Below are 25744 nucleotides of genomic sequence, written 5' to 3' on the forward strand. Positions count from 1 at the left end.
GTCGCGACCTCCGACACCTTCGCGATGTTGTCGACGATGGCGTCGAGCTGGCTCGTGAGCCGCGTCACCTCGTCGTCGTTCAGCTGGATGCGCGCGAGCACGCCGAGATGACGTACAAGATCAGGGGTGATTTCAGACACCAGACCAGTCTAGTTGTCGCTCTCCTTCGTGCCGCCGCCGTGCATGACGCGGTACTGCGAGGTCACGATCCCTTCGGGAGCCGCGACGCTGTGCTCCAGCCGCAGTGCGGTGTGCGCGATGGTCGGTGCGATGGAACGCCCCCGCCCGAGCAGGATCGGCACCTGCCGCAACCGCAGTCTGTCCACGACTCCGGCCGCGAACAGCGCGTCAGAGAGCTGAAGACTGCCCCATACCGCGATCGACCGGTATCGCTCCTTCACCGCCCGCGCGGCTTCCTCGGGGTCATCCTGCAGCACCTCGACGTCGCCGTGGTCTCCCCACGGGGCGCGGTCGAGGCTCCGGCTCACCACGAACTTCGGCAGGGACCCGATTGGGCCAGCCACGGCGTCGTCCTGCGGGTCGATCGCCGGCCAGTATCCGGCGAACAACTCATAGGTGCGTCGGCCGAACAGGATGGCGTCCACCCCGTCAATCCAGCGCATCTGCTCGGTGTCGCGTCGGCTCTGATCACCGAAGTCGATCTCGTCGAAGAACCCGATGCCTCCCTCGTGATCCATGGCGAAGCCGTCCGCCGATACGATCTGCTCGACCGTGATCTCACCCATTCGTCTCTCCTTCGATCTCCATCGCCAGTTCTTCCAGCGCTTCCCGCCAACCCGCCCAGACGCTGTCGTTCCGGTTTGAGTCGTCTGCGCGTCCTCGGAGGCAGAAGGTCATCTCCGTCTCGCGGGCGCCGAGGTCGATGAGGCGCACCTCCAGCTCCGCGACCGGCTCACCGGGAGCGCCCCAGGAGCACCTGATGAGCTCCGGGTGCTGCAGTTCGAGGTACTCCCCCGAACTCTCATACGCGGAGCCGTCATCGTCGATCATGGTGAACCGATATCCGCCGCCGACCCGCAGATCGACCGCCACGGACTGCGGATCGGTGCGCAGGCTCTTGGGGTGCAACCATCGCGCCAGGACCGTCGGCTCGGTCCAGGCCCGCCAGAGCCGCTCCCTCGGTGCGCGGAACGTGCGCGTGATCACGAGTTCGCGCACACCGGGTTGTGCCTCGGTCATCATCGCTCGTCCTCTCGATCCAGTTCGGCGAGCACGTCGTCCAGCCGATCGAACCGCGCCTGCCAGATGCGTCGGTTCCGCGTGACCCACGCCGCCGCATCGTCGAGCGGCGCGGGCGTGAGAGTGCACACTCGCCACTGAGCCTTCGCCCTGCGCTCGACGAGCCCGGCCTTCTCGAGAACGCGGAGGTGCTGCGAAACCGCGGGCGCACTCATCTCGAACGGCGCGCGAAGTTCTCCGACCGTGGTGTCGCCGACGCTGAGGCGCTCGAGGATGCCGCGCCTCGTCGGATCCGAAAGGGCGTGGAACACGAGCGAGAGGGTGTCAGTGGCAGTCGGCATCCGGTCTCCTGATTAAGTATCAGCTTAATTAAACAGGCGGCCCCGCTTCGTGTCAAGACCACCCGCCTATGCTGGGCGGGTGACGACGTTCCAGCCTGCTCGCCCATGGACCGCCAGCTACGCCGCGGGCGTACCCGAGGACCTCTCCCCCGTCTCCGGCTCGCTAATGGACATCGTCGCGGCATCGGCGCGCGACTACCCGAACGCTCCGGCGCTGCAGTTCTTCGGGCGCGAGACGAGCTACGCGCGTCTTCAGGAGGAGATCGACCGTGCCGCCGCCGGGTTGCGCGACCTGGGAGTCCGTGCCGGCGACCCGGTCGCGATCGTGCTTCCCAACTGCCCTCAGCACATCGTGGCGTTCTATGCGGTGCTGCGACTGGGCGCGGTCGTCGTCGAGCACAATCCGCTCTACACCCCGCGAGAGCTGCGCAAACAGTTCGAGGATCACGGAGCGAAGCACGCGATCGTCTGGAACAAGGTCGTCTCGACGGTGCAGGAGTTCCCCGCTGACCTCGAGGTCACCAGCCTCGTGTCGGTCGACATCACCCGCGCCATGCCGCTCGCCATGCGCCTCGCGCTTCACCTTCCCGTCGCAAAGGCTCGTGAGTCGCGGATCGCGCTCACCGAGCGGGTGCGCGGCACGATTCCCTGGGAGAGCCTGGTCAGCTCGGCCCCGCTGCCCGCTTCTCACCCGATGCCGGCGACCGACGACCTCGCCATCATCCAGTACACCTCCGGCACCACCGGCACCCCCAAGGGCGCGTCCCTCAGCCATCGCAACCTGCTCGCCAACGCCGCCCAGGCACGGGCTTGGGTGCCCTCCATCCAGCGCGGTGAGGGTTGCGTGGTGTACGCGGTGCTCCCGATGTTCCATGCCTACGGCCTGACGCTCTGCCTCACCTTCGCCATGTCGATGGGTGCGCGCCTGGTGTTGTTCCCCAAGTTCGATCCCGATCTCGTACTGGACGTCGTGAAGAAGCACCCGGCCACGTTCCTTCCACTCGTGCCGCCGATCGCCGACCGTCTGCTCGCCGCCGCCCAAGCGAGAGGCATACCGCTCGCCGGTACTGACATCGCCATTTCCGGTGCCATGGCCCTTCCGCACGAGCTGGTGGTGCCGTTCGAGAAGGCGACCGGCGGCTACCTCGTCGAGGGATACGGCCTCAGCGAGTGCTCTCCCGTTCTCATGGCGAACCCCGTCGCAGAGCATCGCGTTCCCGGCACTGTCGGGCTCCCGTTGCCGGGAACGGAGTGCCGCGTCGTCGATCCCGAGAATCCGACGGTCGATGTTCCTGCCGGTTCCGCCGGGGAGCTCATCGTGCGAGGCCCGCAGGTGTTCTCCGGCTACTACGGCAAACCCGAGGAGACCGAAGCGGTGTTCGTCGACGGCTGGTTCCGCACCGGCGACATCGTGACGATCGACGAAGCCGGATTCATCCGCATCGTCGACCGGATCAAGGAGCTCATCATCACCGGCGGATTCAACGTCGCGCCCACCGAGGTGGAGAACGCACTGCGCCAGCACCCCCTGGTGGGCGACGCCGCGGTGGTGGGCCTTCCCAGCGATCATTTCGGCGAGGAGGTCGTCGCTGCGATCGTCGTCGACGCGGGCACCGACGTCGATGTCGAGGCGATCCGCGAGTTCGTCCGCGGAATCCTCACGCCGTACAAGGTGCCTCGTCGGGTCTTCGTGGTCGACGAGCTCCCGAAGTCTCTCATCGGCAAGGTGCTGCGACGTCAGGTCAAGGAGAAGCTCGTCGCCCTCACCACCACTTCGTGAGGACGCCCTCACAGGCGGCGAACACCGGCGGAGCGCTACCCTTGGGAAGTGACTCCTGAAGATGCAGTGCCGACCGACACCCCCGAGGACTCCCCCGCGACCCCTGGATTCGAGGACCTCGGCATCACCGGCGCCGTCCTCAAGGCGACCCGCGAGCTCGGCTACGAGACTCCGTCGCCGATCCAGGCGGCCACGATCCCCACGCTTCTCGCCGGCCGTGATGTCGTCGGCATGGCGCAGACCGGCACCGGCAAGACGGCGGCGTTCGCGCTGCCGGTGCTCGAACGACTCGATGTGTCCCAGAAGATGCCGCAGGCACTCGTGCTCGCGCCGACCCGCGAGCTCGCGCTGCAGGTGTGCGAGGCCTTCGAGTCGTACGCGTCGAAGATGAAGGGCGTGCACGTCCTGCCGGTATACGGCGGCCAGGGCTACGGTGTGCAGCTGTCTGCGCTTCGCCGCGGCGTGCACGTGATCGTCGGAACGCCCGGCCGAATCATGGACCACCTCGCAAAGGGCACCCTCGATCTCTCCGAACTCAAGTATCTCGTGCTCGATGAGGCCGACGAGATGCTGAAGATGGGGTTCGCCGAAGACGTCGAGCAGATCCTCGCGCAGACACCGAAAGAGAAGCAGGTCGCCCTGTTCTCGGCGACCATGCCGCCGCAGATTCGGCGGCTGGCGCAGCAATACCTGCGGGATCCTGAAGAGATCAGCATCAAGTCGAAGACCGCGACCGGTACGAACATCACCCAGCGCTACCTCGTGGTTTCCTACGCCCAGAAGGTCGACGCGCTCACCCGCATCCTCGAGGTCGAGAACTTCGAGGGCATGATCGTGTTCGTCCGCACCAAGAACGAGACCGAGACGCTGGCGGAGAAGTTGCGTGCTCGCGGCTACTCGGCCGCCGCGATCAACGGTGACGTCGCTCAGGTGCAGCGAGAGCGCACCGTCAACCAGCTCAAGGACGGCAAGCTGGACATCCTCGTCGCCACCGATGTCGCCGCGCGCGGCCTCGACGTCGAGCGCATCAGCCACGTGGTGAACTTCGACATCCCGACGGACACCGAGTCCTACGTCCACCGCATCGGCCGCACCGGCCGAGCGGGGCGCACCGGTGATGCGATCAGCTTCATCACGCCGCGAGAGCGCTACCTGCTCAAGCACATCGAGAAGGCGACCCGTCAGCAACCGACTCAGATGCAGCTGCCCAGCACGGAGGACGTCAACTCGACCCGGCTCGCCCGCTTCGACGACGCGATCACCGCTGCTCTGGCCGAGACCGGCCGCATCGAGGCATTCCGTGACATCGTCGCCCACTATGTGCGAAACCACGACGTCCCCGAGGGCGATGTCGCCGCGGCCCTCGCCGTGGTCGCTCAGGGCGAGACGCCGCTGCTGCTCGATCCGGCGAACGACTCGCTGTCGAGGTCGGTGGAAGCCGAAAACCGGCCGCGACGTGAATCATCGGACCGGCCATCACGCGAGCCTCGCACCGAGCGGCGCGGGCGCGGGGACTACGCCCCGTACCGCATCGAGGTCGGCCGACGTCACCGCGTCGAGCCACGACAGATCGTCGGCGCTCTGGCGAACGAGGGCGGACTCGGGCGGGATGACTTCGGTGTCATCAACATCCGGCCCGACTTCTCGATCGTCGAGCTTCCGGCGAACCTTGACCCGGCCGTCCTGGAAAAGCTGCGCGACACCCGCATCTCTGGTCGTCTCATCGAGATCCGCGCCGACCGTGGAGCACCGGGACGACGTCCGCGCGACAATGACGACCGCGGTGACCGCTCACCCCGATCGGACCGTGAGCCGCGTCCGGCTGACCGCGAAGAGCGACCTTTCCGCAAGCCACGCCACAAGAGCTGACGCGCCCGCGGAGCCCGCGGCTCCGCTCCGCCTCGGCCGGAGCCTGCGGATGCAGGCTCCGGCTCTCGTCAGGATGGGTCCCCGGCGTCGAGCGCGCTCGGCCCCTCGGTCACGAGAAGGTGGAATTGCGCCGCATCGAGGATGCGTACCCCGAGCTCTTCGGCCTTGGCGAGCTTCGAGCCGGCACCGGGACCTGCAGCCACGAAGTCGGTCTTCTTCGAAACGCTCGAAGCCGCCTTGCCGCCCGCCCGGATGATCGCCTCCTGCGCGCCGTCGCGCGTATAGCCGTCGAGCGACCCCGTTGCGACCACGGTGAGTCCTTCCAGGACGCCGCCCTCGACGACCGCCGCACCGGGTCCGGGGTGGCCGGGGGTGGCCCATTGCACTCCCGCGGCGGCCCACTGCTCGACGATGTCGATATGCCAGTCGACCGCGAACCACTCCGACAGGGAGTCGGCGATGATGCCGCCGACCCCTTCGACGGCGGCGAGCTCCTCCCGGGAAGCGGCGCGGATGGCATCGAGTGACCCGAACCATTGAGCCAATGCCCGGGCGGCGACGGGGCCGACATGGCGGATGCTGAGGGAGACCAGCAGTCGCCACAGCTCCTTCGTCTTGGCCTTCTCGAGCTCGGCGAGAAGGGTCACAGCCTGGGAGGAGGGCTGCGGGCCGGTGAGTCCCGACTTGCGCTCTGCGGGCGTGGGATTCCGGCGGAACGGCGCGCGCGTCTTCACGACGCCGTCGTCGTCCTCCTTGGGAAGCCCCGTCTCGGCATCCCGCACGACCACCTCGATCGGAACGATCTCGTCGAGGGTCAGCGCGAAGAGCCCCGCCTCGGTCTGCAACGGCGGCACTTCGGGCCGAGTGGGCTGGGTGAGCGCCGCGGCGGTGACCTCGCCGAGCGCCTCGATGTCGAGGGCGCCGCGCGAACCGACGTGTTCGACCCGGCCCCGCACCTGCGCAGGGCAGGAGCGCGCGTTCGGGCACCGCAGGTCGATGTCGCCTTCCTTCATCGGGCGTAGGGGCGTACCGCACTCCGGGCATTCGGTCGGCATCACGAACTCCCGCTCAGTGCCGTCGCGTTTGTCAGCGACGGGCCCGAGCACCTCGGGGATCACATCGCCGGCCTTCCGGAGCACGACGGTGTCACCGATGAGAACGCCCTTGGCCTTCACGACGTCTTTGTTGTGCAGAGTCGCCTGGCGCACGACCGAGCCCGCGACGTGCGCCGGGGCCATCACGGCGAACGGCGTCGCACGGCCGGTGCGTCCCACCGAGACGACGATGTCGAGAAGCTTGGTCTGCACCTCCTCCGGCGGATACTTGTACGCGATCGCCCACCGCGGGGCGCGACTGGTGACCCCGAGCTCATCGTGGAGCGCCAGCTCATCGACCTTGACGACGATGCCGTCGAGCTCGTGCTCGACGTCGTGCCGATGCTCGCCGAAATGCTCGACGAAGTCCACGACCTCGTCGATGCCGCGGCAGACCTTCGCGTGCGGACTCGTCGGCAGACCCCACTCGGCCAGCAGGTCGTACACCTCGCTCTGGGCTGACACCGGGGGGTTCTCCCAGGCGCCGACGCCGTGCACGTACATCGACAGCGACTCCACCCGCAGCAGGGCAGCCTCGAGCTCGAGGCCGGACTTCTTGTCGATCTGCTGACGCAGCCCGCCGCTCGCGGCGTTGCGCGGATTGGCGAAGGCGGGGAATCGTCGTGCGGCGGCGGTGCGCGCCTTCTCCTCGTCGAACGCACGCTTCGCCCCGCCACGGGCGTTCCACCGCTCGAGGGCGTCGGCGAACGCCGTCTCACGGAAACGCGCCTGCGCCGCATTGAGCCGCTCGAAGGCGGCGACCGGGATGAAGACCTCTCCGCGCACCTCGACGATCGGTGGATGCCCGCTGCCGGCGAGTCGACGTGGAATCTCCGGCAGCCGCAGCGCGTTCTCCGTCACGATCTCCCCGACCCTGCCGTCGCCTCGCGTCGCCGCCGAGGTGAGTACCCCGTTCTCGTATCGGAGGTTGATCGCAAGGCCGTCGATCTTCAGTTCGGTGAGCCACGCCACCTCTCGGCCCGCCGCCGACTGCGCCTTGCGAGCCCAATCGCGCAGCTCGTCGATCGAGAAGACGTTGTCGAGGCTCAGCATCCGCTCGGCATGCTCGATCGTCGCGAGCCCGGTGGACTCTGCCGCGCCGACCATCTGCGTCGGCGAATCCTGGCCGGCGAGCTCCGGGTGGAGGCGCTCGAGCTCCTCCAGACGCCGCATCCATCCGTCGTACGTCGCGTCGTCGACGAGCGACGTGTCGCGACCGTAGTACGCGTCCTTCGCCTCGAGGATGCGCGTGGTCAGTTCATCGACCTCGCTGCGGGCGTCTTCCAGTGAGATGTTCTCCGGCACGCCGCCAGTCTACGAGTGGGCGCCGACACCGCACCGTGTCACGCCGAGGCGCATCACGCCTCGACGGGAACCGCCGAGACCGTGCGATCGATCGTGAACTGCCCGAGCACCCGGGTACCCACGTACAGCACCGCTGTCTGTCCGGGGGCGACACCGTCCAGCGGCACCTCCGGCACCACGCGCACGCCTTCGACGGACACGTGCGCTCTCGCCGCCACCGGGTCGGCGTGGGCCCGGATCTGGACCTCGCAATCGAAATCCGACTCCGAGGGGGCGGCGCCCGCCCACGAGAACCGCTCCCCCGCGATCTCCGCGATCGCGAGTGCCTCTTTCGGCCCGACGACGACCGTGTTCGAGACCGGTCGCACCTCGAGCACGAAGCGCGGCTTGCCGTCAGCCGCGGGGACCCCGAGCTTGAGGCCGCGACGCTGGCCGACCGTGAACGCATGGGCGCCGTCATGCGAGCCGACGACGTCGCCGGATCGGTCGATGATCGCGCCGGTCTCGGCACCGACCTTCTCCGCCAGCCACCCTCGGGTGTCGCCGTCGGGGATGAAGCAGATGTCGTGGCTGTCAGGCTTCTGAGCGACGCTGAGTCCGCGTTCCGCGGCCTCAGCGCGCACGAGCGCCTTGGAGGGGGTGTCGCCCAGCGGGAAGTAGGTGTGCGCGAGCTGCTCCGCAGTCAGAACGCCCAGCACATAGGACTGGTCTTTGGCCGAGTCCGACGCCCGGTGCAGTTCCAGCCCCGCATCCGTGGAGACGAGCGTCGCATAGTGACCGGTGCACACGGCGTCGAAGCCGAGCTCGAGAGCGCGCTCAAGGAGAGCCGCGAACTTGATCTTCTCGTTGCACCGCATGCAGGGATTCGGCGTGCGCCCCGCCCGGTACTCGGAGACGAAATCCTCGATGACATCGTCGCGGAAGCGCTCAGAGAAGTCCCAGACGTAGAACGGGATGCCGAGCATATCGGCGGCACGTCGGGCGTCGAGGGCGTCCTCGATCGTGCAGCAGCCACGGCTTCCGGTGCGGAGCGTGCCGCCTGCTCGCGACAGGGCGAGGTGCACGCCGACGACCTCGTGGCCGGCCTCCACGGCCCGGGCAGCCGCGACGGCGGAATCCACTCCACCGCTCATCGCCGCCAGTATCCGCATGGGTTCCAGTCTACGAGCGGTTTGCTGAGCCGGCGCCGGATGCGCGGGCATATGCATCGGCGATGACGCCGAGCACCGCGTCGACCTCGTCGTCGCCCGAGGTGCGCCCGAGGGTGAACCGCAGCACGCTGCGCGCATCCTGTTCGCTGCGGCCCATCGCCATGACGACGTGGGACGGCTCGGCGACGCCGGCCTGGCACGCCGAACCCGTCGACGAGGAGATCCCTGCGGTGTCGAGCATGAACAGCAGACTCTCTCCGACAGCTCCGGGAAAGAGGATGTGCGCGTTCCCGGGCAGGCGGTTGACCGGATCGCCGAGGAGTTCGGCTGCCGGTACGGCGGCCCGGATGCCTGTCACCAGACGATCACGCAACCGTCGGAGCCTCGCGCCCTCGCTCACGCGCTCGGCCTCAGCCGACTCGAGCGCGACGGCGAATGCCGCTGCCCCGGCGACGTCCTGGGTGCCGGCGCGGAGGCCACGCTGCTGCGCGCCGCCGCGGAACAGCGGCGCCATGCGTGCCGTCCGATCCACCACGAGCGCCCCCGTACCGACGGGGGCACCGATCTTGTGGCCCGTCACGCTGAGGGCGACGAGACCGGACCCTGGCGCTGCCGAACCACGCAGATCCCGATATGACACGGGAAGGTGCCCGAGGGCGGCGACCGCGTCGAGATGCAACGGCACGCCCACCGCCGCCGCAGATGCCGCAAGGGCGCGAGCGTCGTTGACAGTGCCGACCTCGTTGTTCGCGATGAGAGCGGTGGCGAGTGCTGCAGGCGACTGCCCGTCACCGTCGAGCGCACCCGCGAATTCCTCGGGAGCCACGTGCGCATCGTGCGTCACAGGAACCCGCCGCACCTCGGCTCCGTCGTCGGCGATCGCAGCGACCGTTTCCAGGGTCGCGTGATGCTCGGCGTCCGGCAGCACGATCGCCGTCGTCCCGTCCGCTCTCGCGCGCCACAGTCCCTGAAGCGCGAGGTTGATCGACTCGGTTCCGCCGGAGGTGAAGACGACCTCGATCGGGTCGGCCCCGAGAACCGCCGCGGCGCGCTCGCGCGACTCCTCCAGCAGCCGCCGCGCCTGCTGGCCCGCGCCATGCGTCGACGAGGCATTGCCGACGACCTCTGCCGCGTCGAGCCACGCCTGCCGCGCTTCGGGCCGCAGCGGTGACGTCGCCGCGTGATCGAGATAGAACGCCATCTTCCCATCCTCCCACCCGGGGGCCGGCCCGGCAGCGCCGCTGTGCGGAGGTCGCGCGACGGTCGCTTAGGCTGTGTCCCATGTGCCCGACGCCTGCCGCTCCTCTGGGGGGAGCCACGCTCGACGACCTCGGCGTCCGCCTGCACGACGGGGTGGGAACGCTCCGCGTCTGGTCGCGCAACGCCTCAGCCGTCGAACTGGTCATCTTCGACTCGACCGACCTCGACTGGGTGACGGACAAGGTCGATCTGCATCGCAGGCCGGGCGGAATCTGGGAGGTCACCACCGACCTGCTCCGACCCGGTACGCGGTACGCGATCCGGGTCGACGGACCACACGGCCCCGGCAACACCTTCAACCCGTCCACCCTGCTCCTCGACCCGTATGCGCGGGGACTCGCGCAGGGCAACGGCTACGAGGACTGGCGCTCGGTCGTCGTCGCCGACGGATTCGACTGGGGCGATTCACGCAAACCGCGGATCCCGCTCGATCGCACCGTGATCTACGAGGGTCACCTCAAGGGCCTCACCAAGCGGCACCCGGATGTTCCGCCTGCCCTTCACGGGACATATGCAGGCCTCGCGCACCCGGCGATGATCGAGCACTTCCGCTCGCTGGGCGTCACGTCGATCGAGCTGCTCCCGGTGCAGGCATTCGCGACGGAGCCGCGACTTCTCCAGCTGGGTCTGACCAACCACTGGGGCTACAACACGCTCAACTTCTTCACCCCGCACGCGGCCTACGCCACCGAGCAGTCCCGGCGTGGCGGGGCTGAGGCGATTCTCTCGGAGTTCAAGGGCATGGTCCGGTTGCTGCACGAGGCCGGCCTCGAGATCATCCTCGACGTGGTCTACAACCACACCTCCGAGGAGGGGCTCGGGGGGCCTCGCTCCAGCCTCCGAGGGATCGACAATGCGAGCTACTACCGGCAGCAGCCCGACGGCGCCTACATCGACACCACCGGATGCGGCAACACGCTGAACACGGCCACGGAGGCCGGCGCGAGGCTGGTGCTGGACTCGCTGCGCTACTGGGCGAGCGAGATGCAGATCGACGGCTTCCGCCTGGATCTCGCGACAGCGCTCGCTCGCGACGAGTCGCACGCCTTCACACCGGAGCACCCACTGCTCGCGGCGATCGCCGCCGACCCCGCTCTGCAGGACACCAAGCTGGTCGCCGAACCGTGGGATGTCGGCCTCGGAGGCTGGCAGACCGGCAACTTCCCGGTCGGGTGGCACGAGTGGAACGACCGCTACCGCGATCGGGTGCGCAACTTCTGGTTGAGCGACATCGACTACGCACGCCGGGCGTCCGCGCCCGTCGGCATCGGTGGGTTCGCAACGCGGCTGGCCGGGTCGTCCAACACCTTCTCCGAGGAGCGAGGGCCGCTGGCCAGTGTGAACTTCGTCACCGCGCACGACGGGTTCACGCTGCACGATCTCGTCACGTACGACGTCAAGCACAATCTGGCCAACGGCGAGCAGAACCGTGACGGCGCCGACACGAATCGCTCCTTCAACCACGGTGTCGAAGGCCCCACCGCCGATCCCGCGATCCTCGCCGCGAGGCGCAAAGCGATGCGAAACCTCCTCGGCACGCTGCTGCTGTCCGCCGGCATCCCCATGCTCACAGCCGGCGACGAGGTCGGCCGAACACAGCGCGGCAACAACAACGCCTATGCGCAGGACTCGCCGGTCACCTGGCTGCCGTGGGAGTTCGAGCCCTGGCAGGAGAATCTGCGGGCGCATGTCATGCGGCTCATCCGGTTGCGCGCGGAGAACCCGGCTCTTCGCCCCAGCCGCTACGCGCGGCTGGGCGAGCACATCCCCAACGCCAGTGTCATGGACTGGTACGACCAGAACGGCCGGACGATGGAGAGCGGCCAGTGGGCCGACCCCGGAAGTCGCACCCTTCAGTACGTCGCCGCGTCGACGCCGGACACGGAGTCCTTCAACCGCATCCTGCTGATCGTCCACGGGACCGAGTCACCGATCGACGTGCGACTGCCCGACGTGATCGAGGGCGCGTCGCGGTTCGTGTCGCTCTGGTCCAGTGCCGATGAGCGCCCGGCCGACGACACGCCGGCTTTCGCACCGGGTGATGTGCTTCCGACGCCCGGCACATCGATGAGGCTGTTCCGCGTCGAGTGACCTGCGAGAAGGCCGGACGTTGCGCCGGTCGCTTCCGGCGCTTGGTACGGGACGGTAGATTCGGGATGTGGCTGCACGCACCGAAACCCGAACAGCGGCTCTGCGGAGCCCCGTCCAGATCCCGCTGCGACCGATGGACCGCACCGACGATGCACCCGGAATGCGCACCACGCGACTGCCGTTGGTCGCACCGACCCCGGCGGTGCCCGGTGGCTTCAGCGCGAAAGCGTTCTCCGGCGAGGTCGTGCCGTTCGGTGTCACCGCTTTCCGCGAGGGGCACGACATCATCGGCGTTCACCTGCGGCTGATGTCTCCCGGTGGCCACGAGAGTCTGCACCGGCTCACCCCGCTGAACGACGGCACCGACCGCTGGCGCGCAGACGTGGCCCTGGAAGAGCGAGGCACGTGGAGCTTTCGCTTCGAGGCGTTCTCGGATGACTTCGCCACGTGGTCTCACGCGGCCGAGCTCAAGGCGGCAGTCGACGTCGACACGCCGGTGTCCGCCGCGCTCGGCGCGCAGCTGTTCGCTCGCGCCGCAGCGGAGAAGAACCGCCCCGCCGCCGAACGCAAGCGCCTCGCGGCCGCTGCGGAGGGTCTGAGGGGCGCGGATGCCGGCACCATCGCAGCGGTTGCGCGCGATGCGGAGCTCGCTGCCCTGTTCGCGGACCGCCCTCTCACCACCCTGCAATCCGCCTCCGATTGGCTGAAGATCCTCGTCGAGCGCGAGCGCGCCGGCGTCGGCGCCTGGTATGAGTTCTTCCCGCGGTCCGAAGGCGCGAAGCGCCTCAAGGACGGGTCGATCAAGAGCGGCACGTTCCGCACGGCGATGAAACGGCTCCCCGGAGTGGCCGGGATGGGCTTCGACGTCATCTATCTGCCGCCGATCCATCCGATCGGCGAGATCAATCGCAAGGGGCGCAACAACACCCTGGAAGCTCAGCCGGGCGACCCGGGCTCCCCGTACGCGATCGGGTCCCGCGACGGCGGTCACGACGCCATCCACCCCGACCTCGGAACAGCGGCGGATTTCCGGGCTTTCGTGCGCGCCGCCGAGAAGGCGGGCCTCGAGGTCGCCCTCGACCTCGCCCTGCAGGCGGCTCCAGATCATCCCTGGGTGAGCGAGCATCCGGAGTGGTTCACGGTCCTGCCGGACGGAACGATCGCCTACGCAGAGAATCCGCCGAAGAAGTACCAGGACATCTATCCGATCAACTTCGACCGCGACCCGGCCGGCATCTACGCAGAGGTGCTGAGGATCGTACGGCACTGGGTGTCGCAGGGGGTGAAGATCTTCCGTGTCGACAATCCGCACACGAAGCCGGTGCAGTTCTGGGAGTGGCTCATCGGAACCGTGTGCGCGGAGGATCCGGATGTGATCTTCCTCTCCGAGGCGTTCACTCGGCCGGCGATGATGCAGAGCCTCGCCAAGGCAGGGTTCCAACAGAGTTATACGTACTTCACCTGGCGCAACACAAAGGCCGAACTCGAAGAGTTCCTCGGCTCGATCTCGCGGGACACCGCGGACTTCATGCGTCCGAACCTCTTCGTCAACACCCATGACATCCTCACCGAGTACCTCCAGTACGGCGGACGCGCCGCGTACCGGATCCGTGCGGCGATCGCGGCGACCGCAGCACCCACGTATGGGGTGTACGCCGGCTACGAGCTCTTCGAGAACGTGGCGAGGCCCGGGTCCGAGGAGAACATCGACAACGAGAAGTACGAGTACAAGTTCCGGGACTGGGACGCAGCGGAGGCCAGCGGTGACTCGCTCGCACCGCTTCTTCGCCGGCTGAACGAGATCCGCCGGTCGCACCCGGCGCTTCGGCAGCTGCGGAACCTGTCCGTGCACTGGAGCGATGACGACTCGATCCTCGTGTACAGCAAGCACCTCGGTTCGGCGTTCACCGAGACGGGGAGCGCCGACACGATCATCGTCGTCGCGAATGTCGACCCGCACTCTGTGCGTCAGACCACGGTGCATCTGGACACCCAGCAGTGGGGTATCCCGCTGGGCGAGAGCTACGAGGTCGAGGATCTGCTCACCGGCAGCGTCTGGACCTGGACGGACCACAACTACGTGCGCCTCGACGCCTTCGCCGAGCCGGTGCACATCCTGAAGGTGAGGGAGCGATCATGAGCTACTCCGAGGACATCGACGTGACCGCCGAGTGGGAAGCCGTCGCCACGGCCGTCCATCACGAACCGCACGCCGTGCTCGGAGCGCACCCGATCAACACCGCGGCGGGCCGTACGGTCACGGTGATCCGTGTTCGCCGCCCGCTGGCGGCATCCGTCGCCGCGGTCTTCGCCGACGGCTCCCGACTCGAACTCGCACATGCCGCCCACGGGATCTGGGAAGCGCGTCATGACGGACCTCCGGTGCCGTACCGGATCGCGACCGCCTACGAGGGATCCGAGGAGTTCGTCTCGGGCGACCCGTATCGGCACGTCCCCTCGCTCGGCGAGCTCGACGTGCATCTCATCGCCGAAGGCAGGCACGAGCGCCTCTGGGAGGTCCTCGGTGCCCACCCGCGCACGCACGGCGGTGAATCGGGCGTGGCGTTCTCCGTCTGGGCTCCCAACGCCACCGCCGTGAGAGTCGTCGGCGACCACAACGGCTGGAGTGGCGAAGCGCACGCGATGCGCTCCATGGGCGTCAGCGGCATCTGGGAGCTCTTCGTGCCGGACCTCGAGGTCGGCGCGCGGTACAAGTACCAGATCCGTACCCGCGACGGATCGTGGATCCTCAAGGCGGACCCGATGGCCAACGCCTCGGAGACCCCGCCGGCGACGGCGTCCGTCGTGACGCGCTCGAGCCACACCTGGGCCGACGGCGCCTGGATGACCCGGCGCGCCGCCACGCACGCCGTCGCGCAACCGCTCTCCGTGTACGAGGTGCACCTCGGGTCGTGGCGCGAAGGGCTCGGCTATCGCGACATCGCCGATCCGCTGATCGAGCACGTCACGGCCGCCGGCTTCACGCACGTGGAGTTCATGCCGCTCGCCGAGCACCCGTTCGGGGGGTCGTGGGGATACCAGGTCAGCGGCTACTACGCCGCGACCAGTCGCTTCGGCAGCCCGGACGACCTCCGCCACCTCATCGATCGCCTGCACCAGGCAGGCATCGGGGTGATCATGGACTGGGTTCCCGGGCACTTCCCCAAGGACGCGTTCGCCCTCGCCCGCTTCGACGGCCAGGCACTGTACGAGCACCCGGATCCTCGACGGGGCGAGCATCAGGACTGGGGCACGCTGATCTTCGACTACGGCCGCAACGAGGTGCGCAACTTCCTGGTCGCGAACGCCCTCTACTGGCTCGGCGAGTTCCACGTCGACGGGCTGCGGGTCGACGCCGTCGCCTCGATGCTGTATCTCGACTACTCGCGCAACGCCGGCGAATGGGAACCGAACATCCACGGCGGCCGCGAGAACCTCGAGGCCATCCGCTTCCTTCAAGAGGTGAACGCGACGGCCTATCGACTTCACCCCGGCGTCATGATGATCGCCGAGGAATCCACCAGCTTCCCCGGGGTCACCGCGCCGACCAACCACGCGGGACTCGGCTTCGGTTTCAAGTGGAACATGGGGTGGATGAACGACTCCCTGCAGTACATGGAACGCGATCCGATGTACCGCTCGCACCACGAGGGCGAGATGACCTTCTCATTCGTGTACGCCTTCGGCGAGAACTACCTGCTGCCGATCAGCCACGACGAGGTCGTGCACGGCAAGGGCAGCCTGCTGTCGAAGATGCCCGGTGATCACTGGCACAAGCTCGCGAACGTCCGCGCGTACCTCGGCTACATGTGGGGTCACCCTGGCAAGAAGTTGCTGTTCATGGGCCAGGAGTTCGGTCAGATCGGCGAGTGGTCCGAGGCTCGCGAACTCGACTGGTGGCTGCTGGATCAGCCCTCCCATGCGCAACTGCAGAGCTTCGTCGGCGTGCTCAACCAGACGTATCGGGCCCAGGCGCCGCTTTGGGAGCGCGACAACGACAGGTCCTCGTTCACGCGCCTCGGCGCGCCGAGCTGGAATCCGACGGTCGTCGCTTTCGAACGCCGCGATGCGCACGGCGGGCGTGTGGTGGTCGTCAGCAACTTCGCGGGAGTCGAGCACACCGGATATCGGCTGACGCTTCCGAAGGAGGGCGTCTGGCAGGAGATCCTCAACACGGATGCCGTCGACTACGGTGGCCGCGGATCGGGAAACCTCGGAATGGTCGTTGCCCGCGCTGACGGGGACGGCCCGGCGACGGCGACCATGACCTTGCCCGCACTGTCGACCCTGTGGCTGCGCCACCAGCCGGAGCCGCACGTGCCGACCGTGAACCACGGCTGACCGGCTCGAGTCACGGCCCCGTGGCGCCGTGACCTCGGTCGTCAGAACAGGAGCGAGGAGAGCCGGTTGCGGGCTGCGACCACCCGCGGATCGGACGCACCGATGAGGCCGAAAAGTTCGACCAGGCGCTCGCGCACGGGGGTGCGCTGATCTGCCGGAAGCATCTGGAAGAGGTCGAGCAGCCGCCCGAAGGCATCCTCGACGTGCCCTCCCGCTATGTCGAGATCCGCGACGGCGAACTGCGCGTCGACGTCGTCGGGCGCTGCTGCTGCGGCGTCGCGTGCCTGCTGGAGATCGAGACCCTGGACGCGGTCGAGCAGACGCACCTGACCGAGGCCTGCGATCGCGTCCTCATCGCGCGGATTCTCGGCGAGTGCCTTCTCGTACGCGACGATCGCCCGAGCGAAATCCCCCTCTTCGATGGCGGCATACGCCTCCGCGTGCAGGGGTGGCAGTGGCGGCTCCTGCGCAGGCTGCTCATCCGTACTCTCGGCGCCCTCGGAGACTGAGAGCGTGCCGGTGACGCCGTGTTGCGCCGCCAGCTGCAGCAGCTGCGCGAACACTTCGCGCACCTGCGACTCCGGCACGGCCCCGGTGAACATCGGCACGGGTTGACCGGCGATCAGAGCGACGACCATCGGGATCGATTGCGCCCTGAAGCCCTGTGCGAGCTGCGGATTCGCATCCACATCGACTTTCGCGAGCAGCACCCGGCCGCCGAGCTCCCTCGTCACCTTCTCGATGATCGGGCTCAGCTGCTTGCACGGACCGCACCATTCGGCCCACAGGTCGACCACCACGGGGACGGTGCGCGAGAGCTCGAGGATCTGGCCGAAGGACTCATCGGTGGCGTCCACGACGACATCCATACCGGCAGGGGCCGGTGACGCTCCGGCCGGAGCAGGGGCTGCCGGGCGGTTGCGCAACGAGGAGAGGTCGACGGCGCCGCGCAGTGCGGCCGGGGAAATTTCACTCACTTGATCACCTGCACACTGAGAAGGTCCTGGCGGGCGGCGAGAAGACGGATCTGCTCCGTCGAGCTCTGCGCCGGCACCGCGAAGAACAGTTGGAATTCGTAGGTCGTCTCCACGCCCTTGGCTGATTCGGTGACACCGGTCAGGGCCTTCGCCTGGGCGTTGTCACCGAAACGGATGACGGCGTCGGCGGACGTGGGGGTGACCGTCTCCTTGTCGATCAACGAGACCGCCACGATCGCGCCGCTGTCGAGGGTCGTCATCGACACCGGAGCAGAGTCCGAGGGGACGATGTCGAACGCCGTCTGAGACGTCGCGGCCGCGCCGTTGTCGGCCAGAGTCTGGACGACGGCCTGCCTGCTGTCCCGGATCGACGTGGCAAGGGCCAGAGACAGCTCGTCGAACAGGCCGTACGACGCGCTCGCCTCCCCCGCGTCGACGACATCGGCGAACGCGGTCGCGAGTTCGCCCGGCGCCATGCTCAGGAAGGCCGAGTCGGCCGGGACGAGAGATGTGCCGAGCCACGGGGCAGCCAGATCCGGCACCTTCGACGACGCCTGCATCTCGGCGATGTTGGTCACCTTGTAGTTGGACCACGGGTCCTGCTGGGTCATCGTGAGGATGACGGGAGGCACCGTGTCATCACCCGTGCTCTTGGAGAGCAGGAGCACCGTGCGCGGCCAGCGGTCAGTCGCCTCCGGCAGCACCACCTCGACGTCATCGGTCGGTATGGCCGCCGGCAGCGGGGTCTCCGGAAGTGCGGTGCGAAGTGCGTACTCGGTGGTGCGAGCCGACAGCGCAGCTCCGTCCAGGCGCGTCTTCGCGAGTTCGATGTCGAGGGCAGTGTCGGCCTCGACCAGAGTGTCCGAGATCTTCTTGAGGATCCGGGCCGCCTGCGACTCCGTCACCGCCGGCGGCTTCTGGTTCTCGGGCGCGATCACGGTCGCCGTCGGGGATGGCGTCGGGCTCGCCGCACCGAATTGCGGCCAGGACTCGGCCGAACAGCCGGCTGCGAGGAGGGCCGTGAGGCCGAGAGCGGGCAATGCCAGCAGCCGCCGCCGCCGGGTCAGCCGCGACGCGCGCATCGAGGACTTCGTGTCGGACTCCTTCTTCTCGTCGACGATCTCGGCGTCTTCGATGTCATCGGGGGACGCTGGGTCTCGCGTCGCGTCCGCGCCGGAACGTGCGCGACCGGACGTCCCCTCGATGGCCGCCCGCTCCGATGGCGGGATCGCGGCAAGCTCGATCGGCTCCGTCGCCGGAAGCGGCCCAGGCCCCTTGCGCCGAGGACCGCGCCCGCGGCGCTGGTGCCGGATGGCGAGCACGTACATCACCAGACCCGCCAGAAGCGCCAGGGCTCCGGCGACCATGAGCGGACCCGCGAGCGGAGTGTTGTTGTCCAACGGCCAGGAGACGACGATGTTGTCGGGAGCGTCCGCGGTTCCATCCTGCGCGATGAGCAGGCTGACCCCCTCGGGCAGTTGCATCTCATCCGAGATCAGGGCGTCCTGCTCGCTGAACGAGTCAAGCCACAGGTCAGAGCCGGCTGGATTGCGGCCGGCGGCGGGATCGTCGCCTTCAGCCGGAGCCTCACCCTCGGCCGGAGTCTCCTCAGCGGGCGGAGCCGCCTCAGCGGGTGGCTCCTCGCCTTCAGCCGGTTCTTCAGCGGGGGCGGACGCCTCCACCGCGGTCACCTTCGGCTTGCCCGCGTCGTCGACGCTCACGTGGTTGTAGTCGGAGTCGGCGAGCCACGCCTCCATGTCGGCGGTTCGTCCGTATGCGGCGAAGATCTCTCCCTGGCCCCGGATCAGCAGCGTCGGCCGGCCTGGTTGGCTCCGCAGGACTTCGCGATCCATGAGGACGAAGGGAGCCGGATCGTCGATCTCCACCTGCAGCTGCTGAGCGTCCGGCCCGACGAAGATGGTTCGCTGGGCGATACCGGCGCCGATCAGCACGGTGGCCAGCACGAAGGCCACGACGGCCCATACGAAACGCACGAATAGTCTCCTCACGCGACCCGGACGTCCGCCCGAGTCGCAACTCTCGACATTTCAGACTAGCGAAAGCACCTGTGTGTTGCCCACGAGGGGCGCGCTCCGCCCGTGACCGGCACGTCGCGAGTGCAGTCGAGCGCAGGATGGATAGCCTGACTCCACCGATATGTGCGAGGAGCGCCGATGAAGATCCACAACCCGTTCCGGACGGCACTGGTCGCAACGCTGGGCGTGGGGCTCGGCGTCCTGCTCATCAACAGCGTGCAATCACTGTCCACGGTACTGCTGTACGTCGGTACCGCACTGTTCCTCAGCCTGGGCCTGGATCCGGTCGTCGCCTTCCTCGAGCGCCGGCGTCTGCCGCGATGGCTCGCGGTGCTCGTGACCATCTTCGCCGTCCTCGGGGTCTTCGCCGGGATCGTCCTGATGGTCCTTCCGCTGCTGATCGACCAGATCACCCAGTTGGTGCGCAGTATCACGACCTTCCTGCAGAGCACCGCTCTCGACGATGTGAAGGACTGGATCATCGAGGTCTTCCCGGGACTTCAGCGCTCGTTCATCGACGACATGTTCACCAACGCGACGGACTGGCTGCTCGAGAACTGGGGCACGATCACAGAGAGTGTGATCGTCGTGGGCACCGCGATCGTCACGGGGCTCTTCGGAGCTTTCATCGTGCTCATCCTCACCATCTACCTGACGGCGTCGACCCCCTCGCTCAAGCGCGCCGTCTATCAGCTCGCTCCCGCGTCCAAGCGCGAGCGCTTCATCGACCTGGCCGACCAGATCACCGATTCCGTCGGCTACTACGTCATGGGCCAGGTGAGCCAGGGTGTGATCAACGGCGTTCTCAGCGCGGTGTACTTGTCCATCATCGATGCACCGTTCCCCGCCGTCCTGGCCGTCGTCGCATTCTTCTTCTCTCTCATCCCGCTGGTGGGCACTCTCACAGGCTCGACGATCATCGTGCTGATCTGCCTGATCCCGGGGCTCGGTTCACCCGCCACCGCGATCGCGGCCGGGATCTATTACCTCATCTACATGCAGATCGAGGCCTACTTCATCGCCCCGCGCATCATGAGCCGCGCGGTCTCGGTGCCCGGTGCGGTCGTCGTCGTCGCAGCTCTCGCCGGAGGAAGCCTGCTGGGACTGCTGGGCGCACTGATCGCGATCCCGGTTGCGGCCAGCATTCTGATCATCTACCGCCAGGTCATCATCCCCCGGATGAACGAACTGTGACCTTCGCGTTCGGGCCCGGCGTCACTCGCCGTCGGCTGCGGCACCGATGAGAAGCGGCGCCGCGCCTCAGGCCATCCTCCAGCAGTGTGTGTGCCAGTGCCTGCGGGCGGCGAGGTCCGCGGCGTCGCCGAGCACGCCGTCCGCCCGCCACGCGACCAGATGCGGCGTGCCCGCGGTGATGTCCTGGGTGCAGCCGGGACACCGGTAGTCCTTCTGGGCCTGGACGGCCGAGACCGGTTGGATCGTCCACTCGACCCCGCGACGGATCTCGGTGCGCTTCCATCCTGCCAGCAGCCTGCCGAACGAGTCTTCGGCCTCAGGGCGCGCCGGACGGCGCCGGTGGGAGCGTGGCACGGTCCCGGCTCACCACCAGTGGTTCTTCGTCCAGAAGGAATGCGCGCCCGCCCAGCTGCCGTAGCGGCCGGTGGCATAGCCGTTGGCCCAGCGGAGATTGTCGACGGGGTCGTACCCGTTGCCGGGAACCTTGCTGCACGGGAGTGCCTGCACCAGGCCGCATGCGCCGGACGACTTGTTCGTCGCGTTCGGGTTCCAGCCGCTCTCCTTGGAGACGATGTAGTCGACGTAACCCCAGTCGCTCTCGGCGATTCCCGCCGCGGCCATCCACTCGGCAGGCGCTCCGCCACCGGTGTAGAACAGCGGGCCGCCACCGGTCGACTCCTGCTTGCCCGCAGGCTTCGGAGTGGGCGTGGGAGTCGGCTTCGGTGTGACGTAGACCGAGAAGGCTCCGCGCTGAGCGGGTGCGATCGTCGCACCCTCGGCCGTGACGGTGAGGTTCTGGGTGTCCTCGAGCGCGAGGGAGTACGCCGTCTCGCTTCCCTCGTCCCGGACGGGATCGGCCAAGGCGACGCCGGTGGGTGCGACCATCGCGCCGGCGAAGCCGACGACGGCCAGAGCTGCGAGGAACCCGACCACGCCGCGCCGCCGGGACCATCGGCGTGCCGGTCGCGGAGACGCGATCGCGCTCGCCGAGACCGCCGCCGTAGACGGGCGACCGGACCGAGTGATGTCGTTTCGGGAGTTCACGATGCCTGCAAGTCTACGCGGTGGTGACGGCGACGACCATGAAACCTTCAGCGAACGGCCAGGATGACGTCGATGGTGGCGTCGAGCAGCGCGTCGACCTGCTCCTCGCGATACCCACCGCGCTGCATCCGGAACGCCGCCGAGCGCAACTGCTCAGCGGACAGAGGCTCGCCGTCGCGCAGGTACCGGACGATGCGCGACGCCACGTGGTCGACCTCATCGATCCGGTACCCGAATGTGAGCATCCCGGTCCGGGCGAAGCGATGACGCTTGCGCCGTGCGAGGTGATCAAGGATCACCTGCGCGTCATCGCGCGCTTTCTCGACCCACGCGCCCGCGCCCTGTGTCCGGACGACCTTCTCCCTGGCCCGCGCCGCGAACGCGTCCTCGACGCGGGCGAGCGCGGTGTCCACCTCCGCGACGACGTACCCCCCTTTGACGAGCGGGAACGACGCAGTACGCACATCCTCGGCACTGAGGTCTCCGTCCGCTTCGAACGCAGAGCGTGCAGCGGCGAGGAAGGTGTCGACCGCTGCGCGGTGATAGCCGAGAGTGCGTCCACGCGTCAGCGAGAACGCGGGCGGGTTGGCCTGCTCGTCGTCTTCGACGTCGAGCACGGAATCCGAGTTCATCACAGCACCACCCAGGGAGAGAGGAGGAAGTAGAGGCACAACGCCGGGATCGTCGACGGCAGGATGCTGTCGAGCCTGTCGAGCAGTCCGCCATGCCCGGGGAGCCACGAGCTCATGTCCTTGATGCCCAGGTCGCGCTTGAGCATCGACTCGGCGAGGTCTCCGAGCGTCGCCGACAGAAGGATCGCGACGCCGAGGATCACCCCGCCCCACCAGGGCAGGTCCAGCAGGTACAGAGCCAGCAGCACGGCGGCGGTGATCGAGGCCACCACCGCACCGGCGAAACCTTCCCAGGTCTTCTTCGGACTGATCCGGGGCGCCATCGGATGCCGGCCGAAGGCGAGACCTGCAGCGTAGGCACCGGTGTCAGCGGCGACCGCGACGGCGACGAAGCTGAGCACCCACCACTGGCCACCCTCCTGCTCCAGCAGGATGAGCGCGACGCCGGCGAGGAACGGAACATAGATCTGCACGAACCCGCCGACGATGGCATCCGCCAGCACATCACCGTACGTTCGGCCGTCCTTCGCCACCATCTGGCCGATGAGGCGCCAGACGATGACGAATGCGACGGCGACGAAGAGCACCACCCAGCACAGCCACGGCTCCGCGAAATACGCTGAAAGCACCAGGAGGGTTGCGGCGATGAGCTGCGGGACCACGTCGATCCGGCGACCGGAAGCGCGCAGCGCCCGCGAGAGCTCGTAGACCCCGAGCAGCGCCGCCGCGAGGGCGAAGGGAACGAAGAGGGCCTTTACGAACAGCAGTGACCCGAGCAGCGCTGCTCCGAAGGCCAGGCCGATCAGGATCGCGAGGATGAGATCGCGCCCGGTGCGCTGCTTGATGCGCTCATTGGCGTGATCCAGCTGATCCCGCGCATTGGACACATGGCTGCCGAGCTCGTCCCTCTTGGCGCGCCACTGCTCCCGGATCGCATTGTGGTCCGCGGTGTCGGGGCGTCCGCCCTGGCCGCCGGCGGCGGGAGGAAGTGGCGGGCGTGGGGGGACCTGATCGGCATCGAACGCCGGGAATGCTTCGTCCGCGAGCGGAGCGCCGCCGGCCGGGATGCGCGAACCGCGCGACGCGCGACGACGCGCCGCCCTTCCCTGCGTTGCTTCGCTCGTGTCGTCGGACATCCGGACTATACCTCGAGGAGTTCTGCCTCTTTGCGCTTGAGAGCGTCGTCGATGAGATCGACGTGCTGGCGCGTCAGGGCGTCGAGTTCCTTCTCGCCTCGCGCGATCTCATCTTCTCCGAGCTCGCTCTTGAGCGCGTCGAGTTCGTCCTTCGCCTTCCGACGGATTCCACGGACGTGCACCTTGGCGTCTTCCGCCTTGGACTTGACCAGCTTGACGTACTCCTTGCGGCGTTCAGCGGTGAGCTCGGGCATGGAGACGCGGACGAGGTTGCCGTCGTTCGTCGGGTTGGCGCCGAGATTCGGCATGTCGCGCACCGCCTGCTCGATGGCCTTCAGCGCCGACTTGTCGTAGGGCGTGATGATCAGCGTCCGCGCTTCCTGATTCGCCAGCGAGGCGAGCTGAGCGAGGGGTGTCGGCGTGCCGTAGTAGTCCACGAGCACCTTCTGGAAGAGCTGCGGATTCGCACGGCCCGTGCGCACGGTGGAGAAGTCCTCCTTGGCAGCCTCGACGGCGCGCGACATGCGAGAGGTGGTTTCAGCGAGGACATCCGCGATCACGGTGGCTCCTATCGTCGGGGTGTTCTGGAAATTCTATCGGGCGAAGCTCCGCCGCCCGGACCGACGCTCAGGCGGTGACCAGCGTCCCGATCGCCTCACCGAGCAGTGCGCGGGTGACGTTGCCTGCCGGCTCCATGCCGAACACCCGCATGTCCATGTTGTTGTCCATGCACAGGCTGAACGCGGTCGAGTCGACGACCTTCAGACCTCGCTGCAGCGCGTCGCGGTACGTGACCTGCTCGATGCGCTCGGCATCGGCGTGCTTGTTCGGGTCGGCGGTGTAGATCGCGTCGACGCCGTTCTTGGCGACGAGCACTTCCTTGGCGCCGATCTCCAGCGCGCGCTGCGCGGCGACCGTGTCGGTCGAAAAGTACGGCAGGCCCGCCCCGGCGCCGAAGATGACCACGCGCCCCTTCTCGAGATGCCGCTCGGCGCGGCGCGGGATATAGGGCTCTGCGACCTGCGTCATCGCGATGGCGGACTGGACACGGGTTGCGGCGCCCGCCTGTTCCAGGAAGTCCTGCAGCGCGAGGGCGTTCATCACGGTGCCGAGCATTCCCATGTAATCGGCCCGACCGCGATCCATTCCGCGCTGACTGAGCTCCGCACCGCGGAAGAAATTGCCCCCGCCGACGACGATGGCGACCTCGACCCGGTCGACGGCCGCAGCGATCTCGCGCGCGATCTGGCTGACGACATCCGGGTTCACGCCCAGCTGGCCTGCGCCGAATGCCTCCCCGGAGAGCTTGAGCAGGACGCGACGGCGTCCGGTGCGTTCGGTCATGGGGTTGTTGTCCTCTCGTCCCGATTCAAGATAGTGCCTCTCGGGCACGAAGAAGGGGTCCGGATCTGGATGATCCGAACCCCTCCGACTGTGTTACGCGCCGACCTTGAAGCGCGCGAAGTCCGTCACGGTGATACCGGCGTCCTTCGCCACCTGGGCGACCGAGAGCTTGTTGTCCTTCGCATAATCCTGCTCGAGCAGCGCGACCTGCTTGATGAACGCCGCGACGCGACCCTCGACGATCTTGGGCAGTGCCGCTTCGGGCTTGCCCTCGTTGCGAGAGATCTCGGTCACGATCTCGCGCTCCTTCTCAACATCGGCCGCCGGGACGTCCTCGCGGCTGAGGTACGACGGGTTCGCAAACGAGATGTGCTGCGCGATGCTCCGCGCGGTCTCCGCGTCGTCACCCGAGTAGGCGACGACGACGCCGATCTGCGGCGGCAGGTCCTTGCTCGTGCGGTGCAGGTACACCTCGACCTTGTCGCCGGTCACTGTACGCACGCGACGCAGTTCGACCTTCTCGCCGATGATCGCGGCCTCTTCGGAGATCAGCTGCTCGACGCTCTGCTCGCCGGCCGGTGCGGCGAGACCCGCCTCGACGGAATCCGCCTTGACCGCGGCAACCGCGTCGGCGACCTTCTCGGCGAGAGTGATGAAACGCTCGTTCTTCGCGACGAAGTCCGTCTCGCAGGCGAGCTCGATCAGCGTCACAGCGCCGTCCTGTTCGCGAGCGACGATGAGGCCCTCGCTGGTCGAACGGTCAGCACGCTTTGCGTTGCCCTTGGCACCCTTCAGGCGCAGGATCTCAGTGGCCTTCGCGACGTCTCCGTCGGCCTCCTCGAGCGCCTTCTTGGTGTCGACCATTCCCGTGCCGAGCTGCTCACGCAGCGCCTTGAGGTCGGCGATGGTGAAGTTGGCCATGTGTGGTGGCTCCTTGCTTCGTGATGTG

22 protein-coding genes are annotated in these 25744 nt (G+C 67.8%); 6 read left to right on the forward strand and 16 right to left on the reverse strand.

Translation table 11 applies throughout. The features are described from left to right. From RIN18_RS15695 to RIN18_RS15710, 4 genes are all read right to left on the reverse strand, one after another. Window positions 1–140, reverse strand: a 140-nt coding sequence (locus RIN18_RS15695) for an Asp-tRNA(Asn)/Glu-tRNA(Gln) amidotransferase subunit GatC (RefSeq protein ID WP_309104947.1), incomplete at its 3' end; no start/stop codon positions are given. A gap of 9 nt (window positions 141–149) precedes the next feature. Beyond that, entirely contained in the window at window positions 150–746 is a 597-nt protein-coding gene (locus RIN18_RS15700) for a dihydrofolate reductase family protein (RefSeq protein ID WP_309104929.1), read from the reverse strand. Beyond that, window positions 739–1200 (reverse strand): SRPBCC domain-containing protein, encoded by a 462-nt coding sequence (locus RIN18_RS15705; RefSeq protein ID WP_309104930.1) that lies wholly within the window; start codon window positions 1198–1200, stop codon window positions 739–741. The genes RIN18_RS15700 and RIN18_RS15705 overlap by 8 nt, the downstream gene beginning before the upstream one ends. Beyond that, complete coding sequence (locus tag RIN18_RS15710) at window positions 1200–1541, reverse strand: metalloregulator ArsR/SmtB family transcription factor (RefSeq protein ID WP_309104931.1); 342 nt, start codon at window positions 1539–1541, stop codon at window positions 1200–1202. The genes RIN18_RS15705 and RIN18_RS15710 overlap by 1 nt, the downstream gene beginning before the upstream one ends. 79 nt (window positions 1542–1620) lie before the next feature. On the opposite strand from RIN18_RS15710, the gene RIN18_RS15715 reads away from it, so the two are divergent. Both RIN18_RS15715 and RIN18_RS15720 read left to right on the forward strand, forming a co-directional pair. Beyond that, the gene (locus RIN18_RS15715) at window positions 1621–3321 is read left to right on the forward strand and encodes a long-chain-fatty-acid--CoA ligase (RefSeq protein ID WP_309104932.1); all 1701 of its coding nucleotides are present in this window, start codon (window positions 1621–1623) and stop codon (window positions 3319–3321) included. Window positions 3322–3369: 48 nt separating this feature from the next. After that, complete coding sequence (locus RIN18_RS15720; RefSeq protein WP_375163540.1) at window positions 3370–5190, forward strand: DEAD/DEAH box helicase; 1821 nt, start codon at window positions 3370–3372, stop codon at window positions 5188–5190. A gap of 68 nt (window positions 5191–5258) precedes the next feature. Here RIN18_RS15720 and ligA read toward each other — a convergent pair whose 3' ends face one another. From ligA to RIN18_RS15735, 3 genes are read right to left on the reverse strand one after another with little or no spacing between them, the layout of a single operon-like run. Further along, window positions 5259–7589, reverse strand: coding sequence for an NAD-dependent DNA ligase LigA (gene ligA, locus RIN18_RS15725; protein ID WP_309104933.1), 2331 nt, complete (start codon window positions 7587–7589; stop codon window positions 5259–5261). A 53-nt stretch (window positions 7590–7642) separates the two neighbouring features. Further along, window positions 7643–8740 carry a tRNA 2-thiouridine(34) synthase MnmA gene (gene mnmA / locus RIN18_RS15730; RefSeq protein ID WP_309104934.1) on the reverse strand — a complete coding sequence of 366 codons (1098 nt, stop codon included), beginning with the start codon at window positions 8738–8740 and terminating at the stop codon, window positions 7643–7645. Between the two features lie 10 nt (window positions 8741–8750). Further along, window positions 8751–9941, reverse strand: coding sequence for a cysteine desulfurase family protein (locus RIN18_RS15735; RefSeq protein WP_309104935.1), 1191 nt, complete (start codon window positions 9939–9941; stop codon window positions 8751–8753). 80 nt (window positions 9942–10021) lie between these two features. On the opposite strand from RIN18_RS15735, the gene glgX reads away from it, so the two are divergent. The 3 genes from glgX to glgB all read left to right on the forward strand — a co-directional run bounded on the left by glgX (window position 10022) and on the right by glgB (window position 16432). Continuing rightward, window positions 10022–12091, forward strand: a complete 2070-nt coding sequence (gene glgX / locus RIN18_RS15740) for a glycogen debranching protein GlgX (protein ID WP_309104936.1) — start codon at window positions 10022–10024, stop codon at window positions 12089–12091. A gap of 160 nt (window positions 12092–12251) precedes the next feature. Then, window positions 12252–14231: an alpha-1,4-glucan--maltose-1-phosphate maltosyltransferase gene (locus RIN18_RS15745; protein ID WP_375163541.1), complete on the forward strand. Its 1980-nt coding sequence runs from the start codon at window positions 12252–12254 to the stop codon at window positions 14229–14231. After that, window positions 14228–16432, forward strand: a complete 2205-nt coding sequence (gene glgB, locus RIN18_RS15750) for a 1,4-alpha-glucan branching protein GlgB (protein ID WP_309104937.1) — start codon at window positions 14228–14230, stop codon at window positions 16430–16432. Before RIN18_RS15745 ends, glgB begins: the two co-directional genes overlap by 4 nt. Before the next feature lie 41 nt (window positions 16433–16473). Here the strand turns inward: glgB and RIN18_RS15755 are convergent, their stop codons facing one another. Both RIN18_RS15755 and RIN18_RS15760 read right to left on the reverse strand, forming a co-directional pair. Next, window positions 16474–17409, reverse strand: coding sequence for a tetratricopeptide repeat protein (locus tag RIN18_RS15755; RefSeq protein WP_309104938.1), 936 nt, complete (start codon window positions 17407–17409; stop codon window positions 16474–16476). Beyond that, entirely contained in the window at window positions 17406–19403 is a 1998-nt protein-coding gene (locus RIN18_RS15760) for a glycosyl transferase (RefSeq protein WP_309104939.1), read from the reverse strand. Before RIN18_RS15760 ends, RIN18_RS15755 begins: the two co-directional genes overlap by 4 nt. A 180-nt stretch (window positions 19404–19583) precedes the next feature. Here RIN18_RS15760 and RIN18_RS15765 point away from each other — a divergent pair, with 180 nt between their 5' ends. Further along, a complete protein-coding gene (locus RIN18_RS15765; protein ID WP_309104940.1) occupies window positions 19584–20639 on the forward strand; it encodes an AI-2E family transporter in 1056 nt (351 codons plus the stop codon). A 66-nt stretch (window positions 20640–20705) separates the two neighbouring features. On the opposite strand, the gene RIN18_RS15770 is transcribed toward RIN18_RS15765, so the two are convergent. The 7 genes from RIN18_RS15770 to tsf all read right to left on the reverse strand — a co-directional run bounded on the left by RIN18_RS15770 (window position 20706) and on the right by tsf (window position 25716). Further along, window positions 20706–20993 carry a hypothetical protein gene (locus RIN18_RS15770; protein ID WP_309104941.1) on the reverse strand — a complete coding sequence of 96 codons (288 nt, stop codon included), beginning with the start codon at window positions 20991–20993 and terminating at the stop codon, window positions 20706–20708. A gap of 9 nt (window positions 20994–21002) precedes the next feature. Next, window positions 21003–21683 carry a transglycosylase SLT domain-containing protein gene (locus RIN18_RS15775; protein WP_309104942.1) on the reverse strand — a complete coding sequence of 227 codons (681 nt, stop codon included), beginning with the start codon at window positions 21681–21683 and terminating at the stop codon, window positions 21003–21005. A gap of 47 nt (window positions 21684–21730) precedes the next feature. Beyond that, window positions 21731–22315, reverse strand: a complete 585-nt coding sequence (locus tag RIN18_RS15780) for a DivIVA domain-containing protein (RefSeq protein WP_309104943.1) — start codon at window positions 22313–22315, stop codon at window positions 21731–21733. After that, on the reverse strand, window positions 22315–23451 hold the full coding sequence (locus RIN18_RS15785; protein WP_309104944.1) for a phosphatidate cytidylyltransferase: 1137 nt from the start codon (window positions 23449–23451) through the stop codon (window positions 22315–22317). The genes RIN18_RS15780 and RIN18_RS15785 overlap by 1 nt, the downstream gene beginning before the upstream one ends. 5 nt (window positions 23452–23456) lie before the next feature. Further along, window positions 23457–24011, reverse strand: a complete 555-nt coding sequence (frr, locus tag RIN18_RS15790; RefSeq protein ID WP_309104945.1) for a ribosome recycling factor — start codon at window positions 24009–24011, stop codon at window positions 23457–23459. 67 nt (window positions 24012–24078) lie between these two features. Further along, a complete protein-coding gene (gene pyrH, locus RIN18_RS15795; RefSeq protein WP_309104946.1) occupies window positions 24079–24795 on the reverse strand; it encodes a UMP kinase in 717 nt (238 codons plus the stop codon). 93 nt (window positions 24796–24888) lie between these two features. After that, window positions 24889–25716: a translation elongation factor Ts gene (gene tsf / locus RIN18_RS15800; protein WP_309104950.1), complete on the reverse strand. Its 828-nt coding sequence runs from the start codon at window positions 25714–25716 to the stop codon at window positions 24889–24891. Window positions 25717–25744 lie beyond the last annotated feature (28 nt).

It is taken from the genome of Microbacterium sp. (assembly GCF_031179285.1).
Taxonomy (GTDB): Bacteria; Actinomycetota; Actinomycetes; order Actinomycetales; family Microbacteriaceae; genus Microbacterium.

What these genes read in the sequence shown, in the direction of transcription:
- RIN18_RS15700 (WP_309104929.1), bottom strand. Translation starts at nt 746, where the DNA reads ATGGGTGAGATCACGGTCGAGCAGATCGTATCGGCGGACGGCTTCGCC.
- RIN18_RS15705 (WP_309104930.1), bottom strand. Translation starts at nt 1,200, where the DNA reads ATGACCGAGGCACAACCCGGTGTGCGCGAACTCGTGATCACGCGCACG.
- RIN18_RS15710 (WP_309104931.1), bottom strand. Translation starts at nt 1,541, where the DNA reads ATGCCGACTGCCACTGACACCCTCTCGCTCGTGTTCCACGCCCTTTCG.
- mnmA (WP_309104934.1), bottom strand. Translation starts at nt 8,740, where the DNA reads ATGCGGATACTGGCGGCGATGAGCGGTGGAGTGGATTCCGCCGTCGCG.
- RIN18_RS15735 (WP_309104935.1), bottom strand. Translation starts at nt 9,941, where the DNA reads ATGGCGTTCTATCTCGATCACGCGGCGACGTCACCGCTGCGGCCCGAA.
- glgX (WP_309104936.1), top strand. Translation starts at nt 10,022, where the DNA reads ATGTGCCCGACGCCTGCCGCTCCTCTGGGGGGAGCCACGCTCGACGAC.
- RIN18_RS15745 (WP_375163541.1), top strand. Translation starts at nt 12,252, where the DNA reads ATGCGCACCACGCGACTGCCGTTGGTCGCACCGACCCCGGCGGTGCCC.
- glgB (WP_309104937.1), top strand. Translation starts at nt 14,228, where the DNA reads ATGAGCTACTCCGAGGACATCGACGTGACCGCCGAGTGGGAAGCCGTC.
- RIN18_RS15765 (WP_309104940.1), top strand. Translation starts at nt 19,584, where the DNA reads ATGAAGATCCACAACCCGTTCCGGACGGCACTGGTCGCAACGCTGGGC.
- RIN18_RS15780 (WP_309104943.1), bottom strand. Translation starts at nt 22,315, where the DNA reads ATGAACTCGGATTCCGTGCTCGACGTCGAAGACGACGAGCAGGCCAAC.
- RIN18_RS15785 (WP_309104944.1), bottom strand. Translation starts at nt 23,451, where the DNA reads ATGTCCGACGACACGAGCGAAGCAACGCAGGGAAGGGCGGCGCGTCGT.
- pyrH (WP_309104946.1), bottom strand. Translation starts at nt 24,795, where the DNA reads ATGACCGAACGCACCGGACGCCGTCGCGTCCTGCTCAAGCTCTCCGGG.
- tsf (WP_309104950.1), bottom strand. Translation starts at nt 25,716, where the DNA reads ATGGCCAACTTCACCATCGCCGACCTCAAGGCGCTGCGTGAGCAGCTC.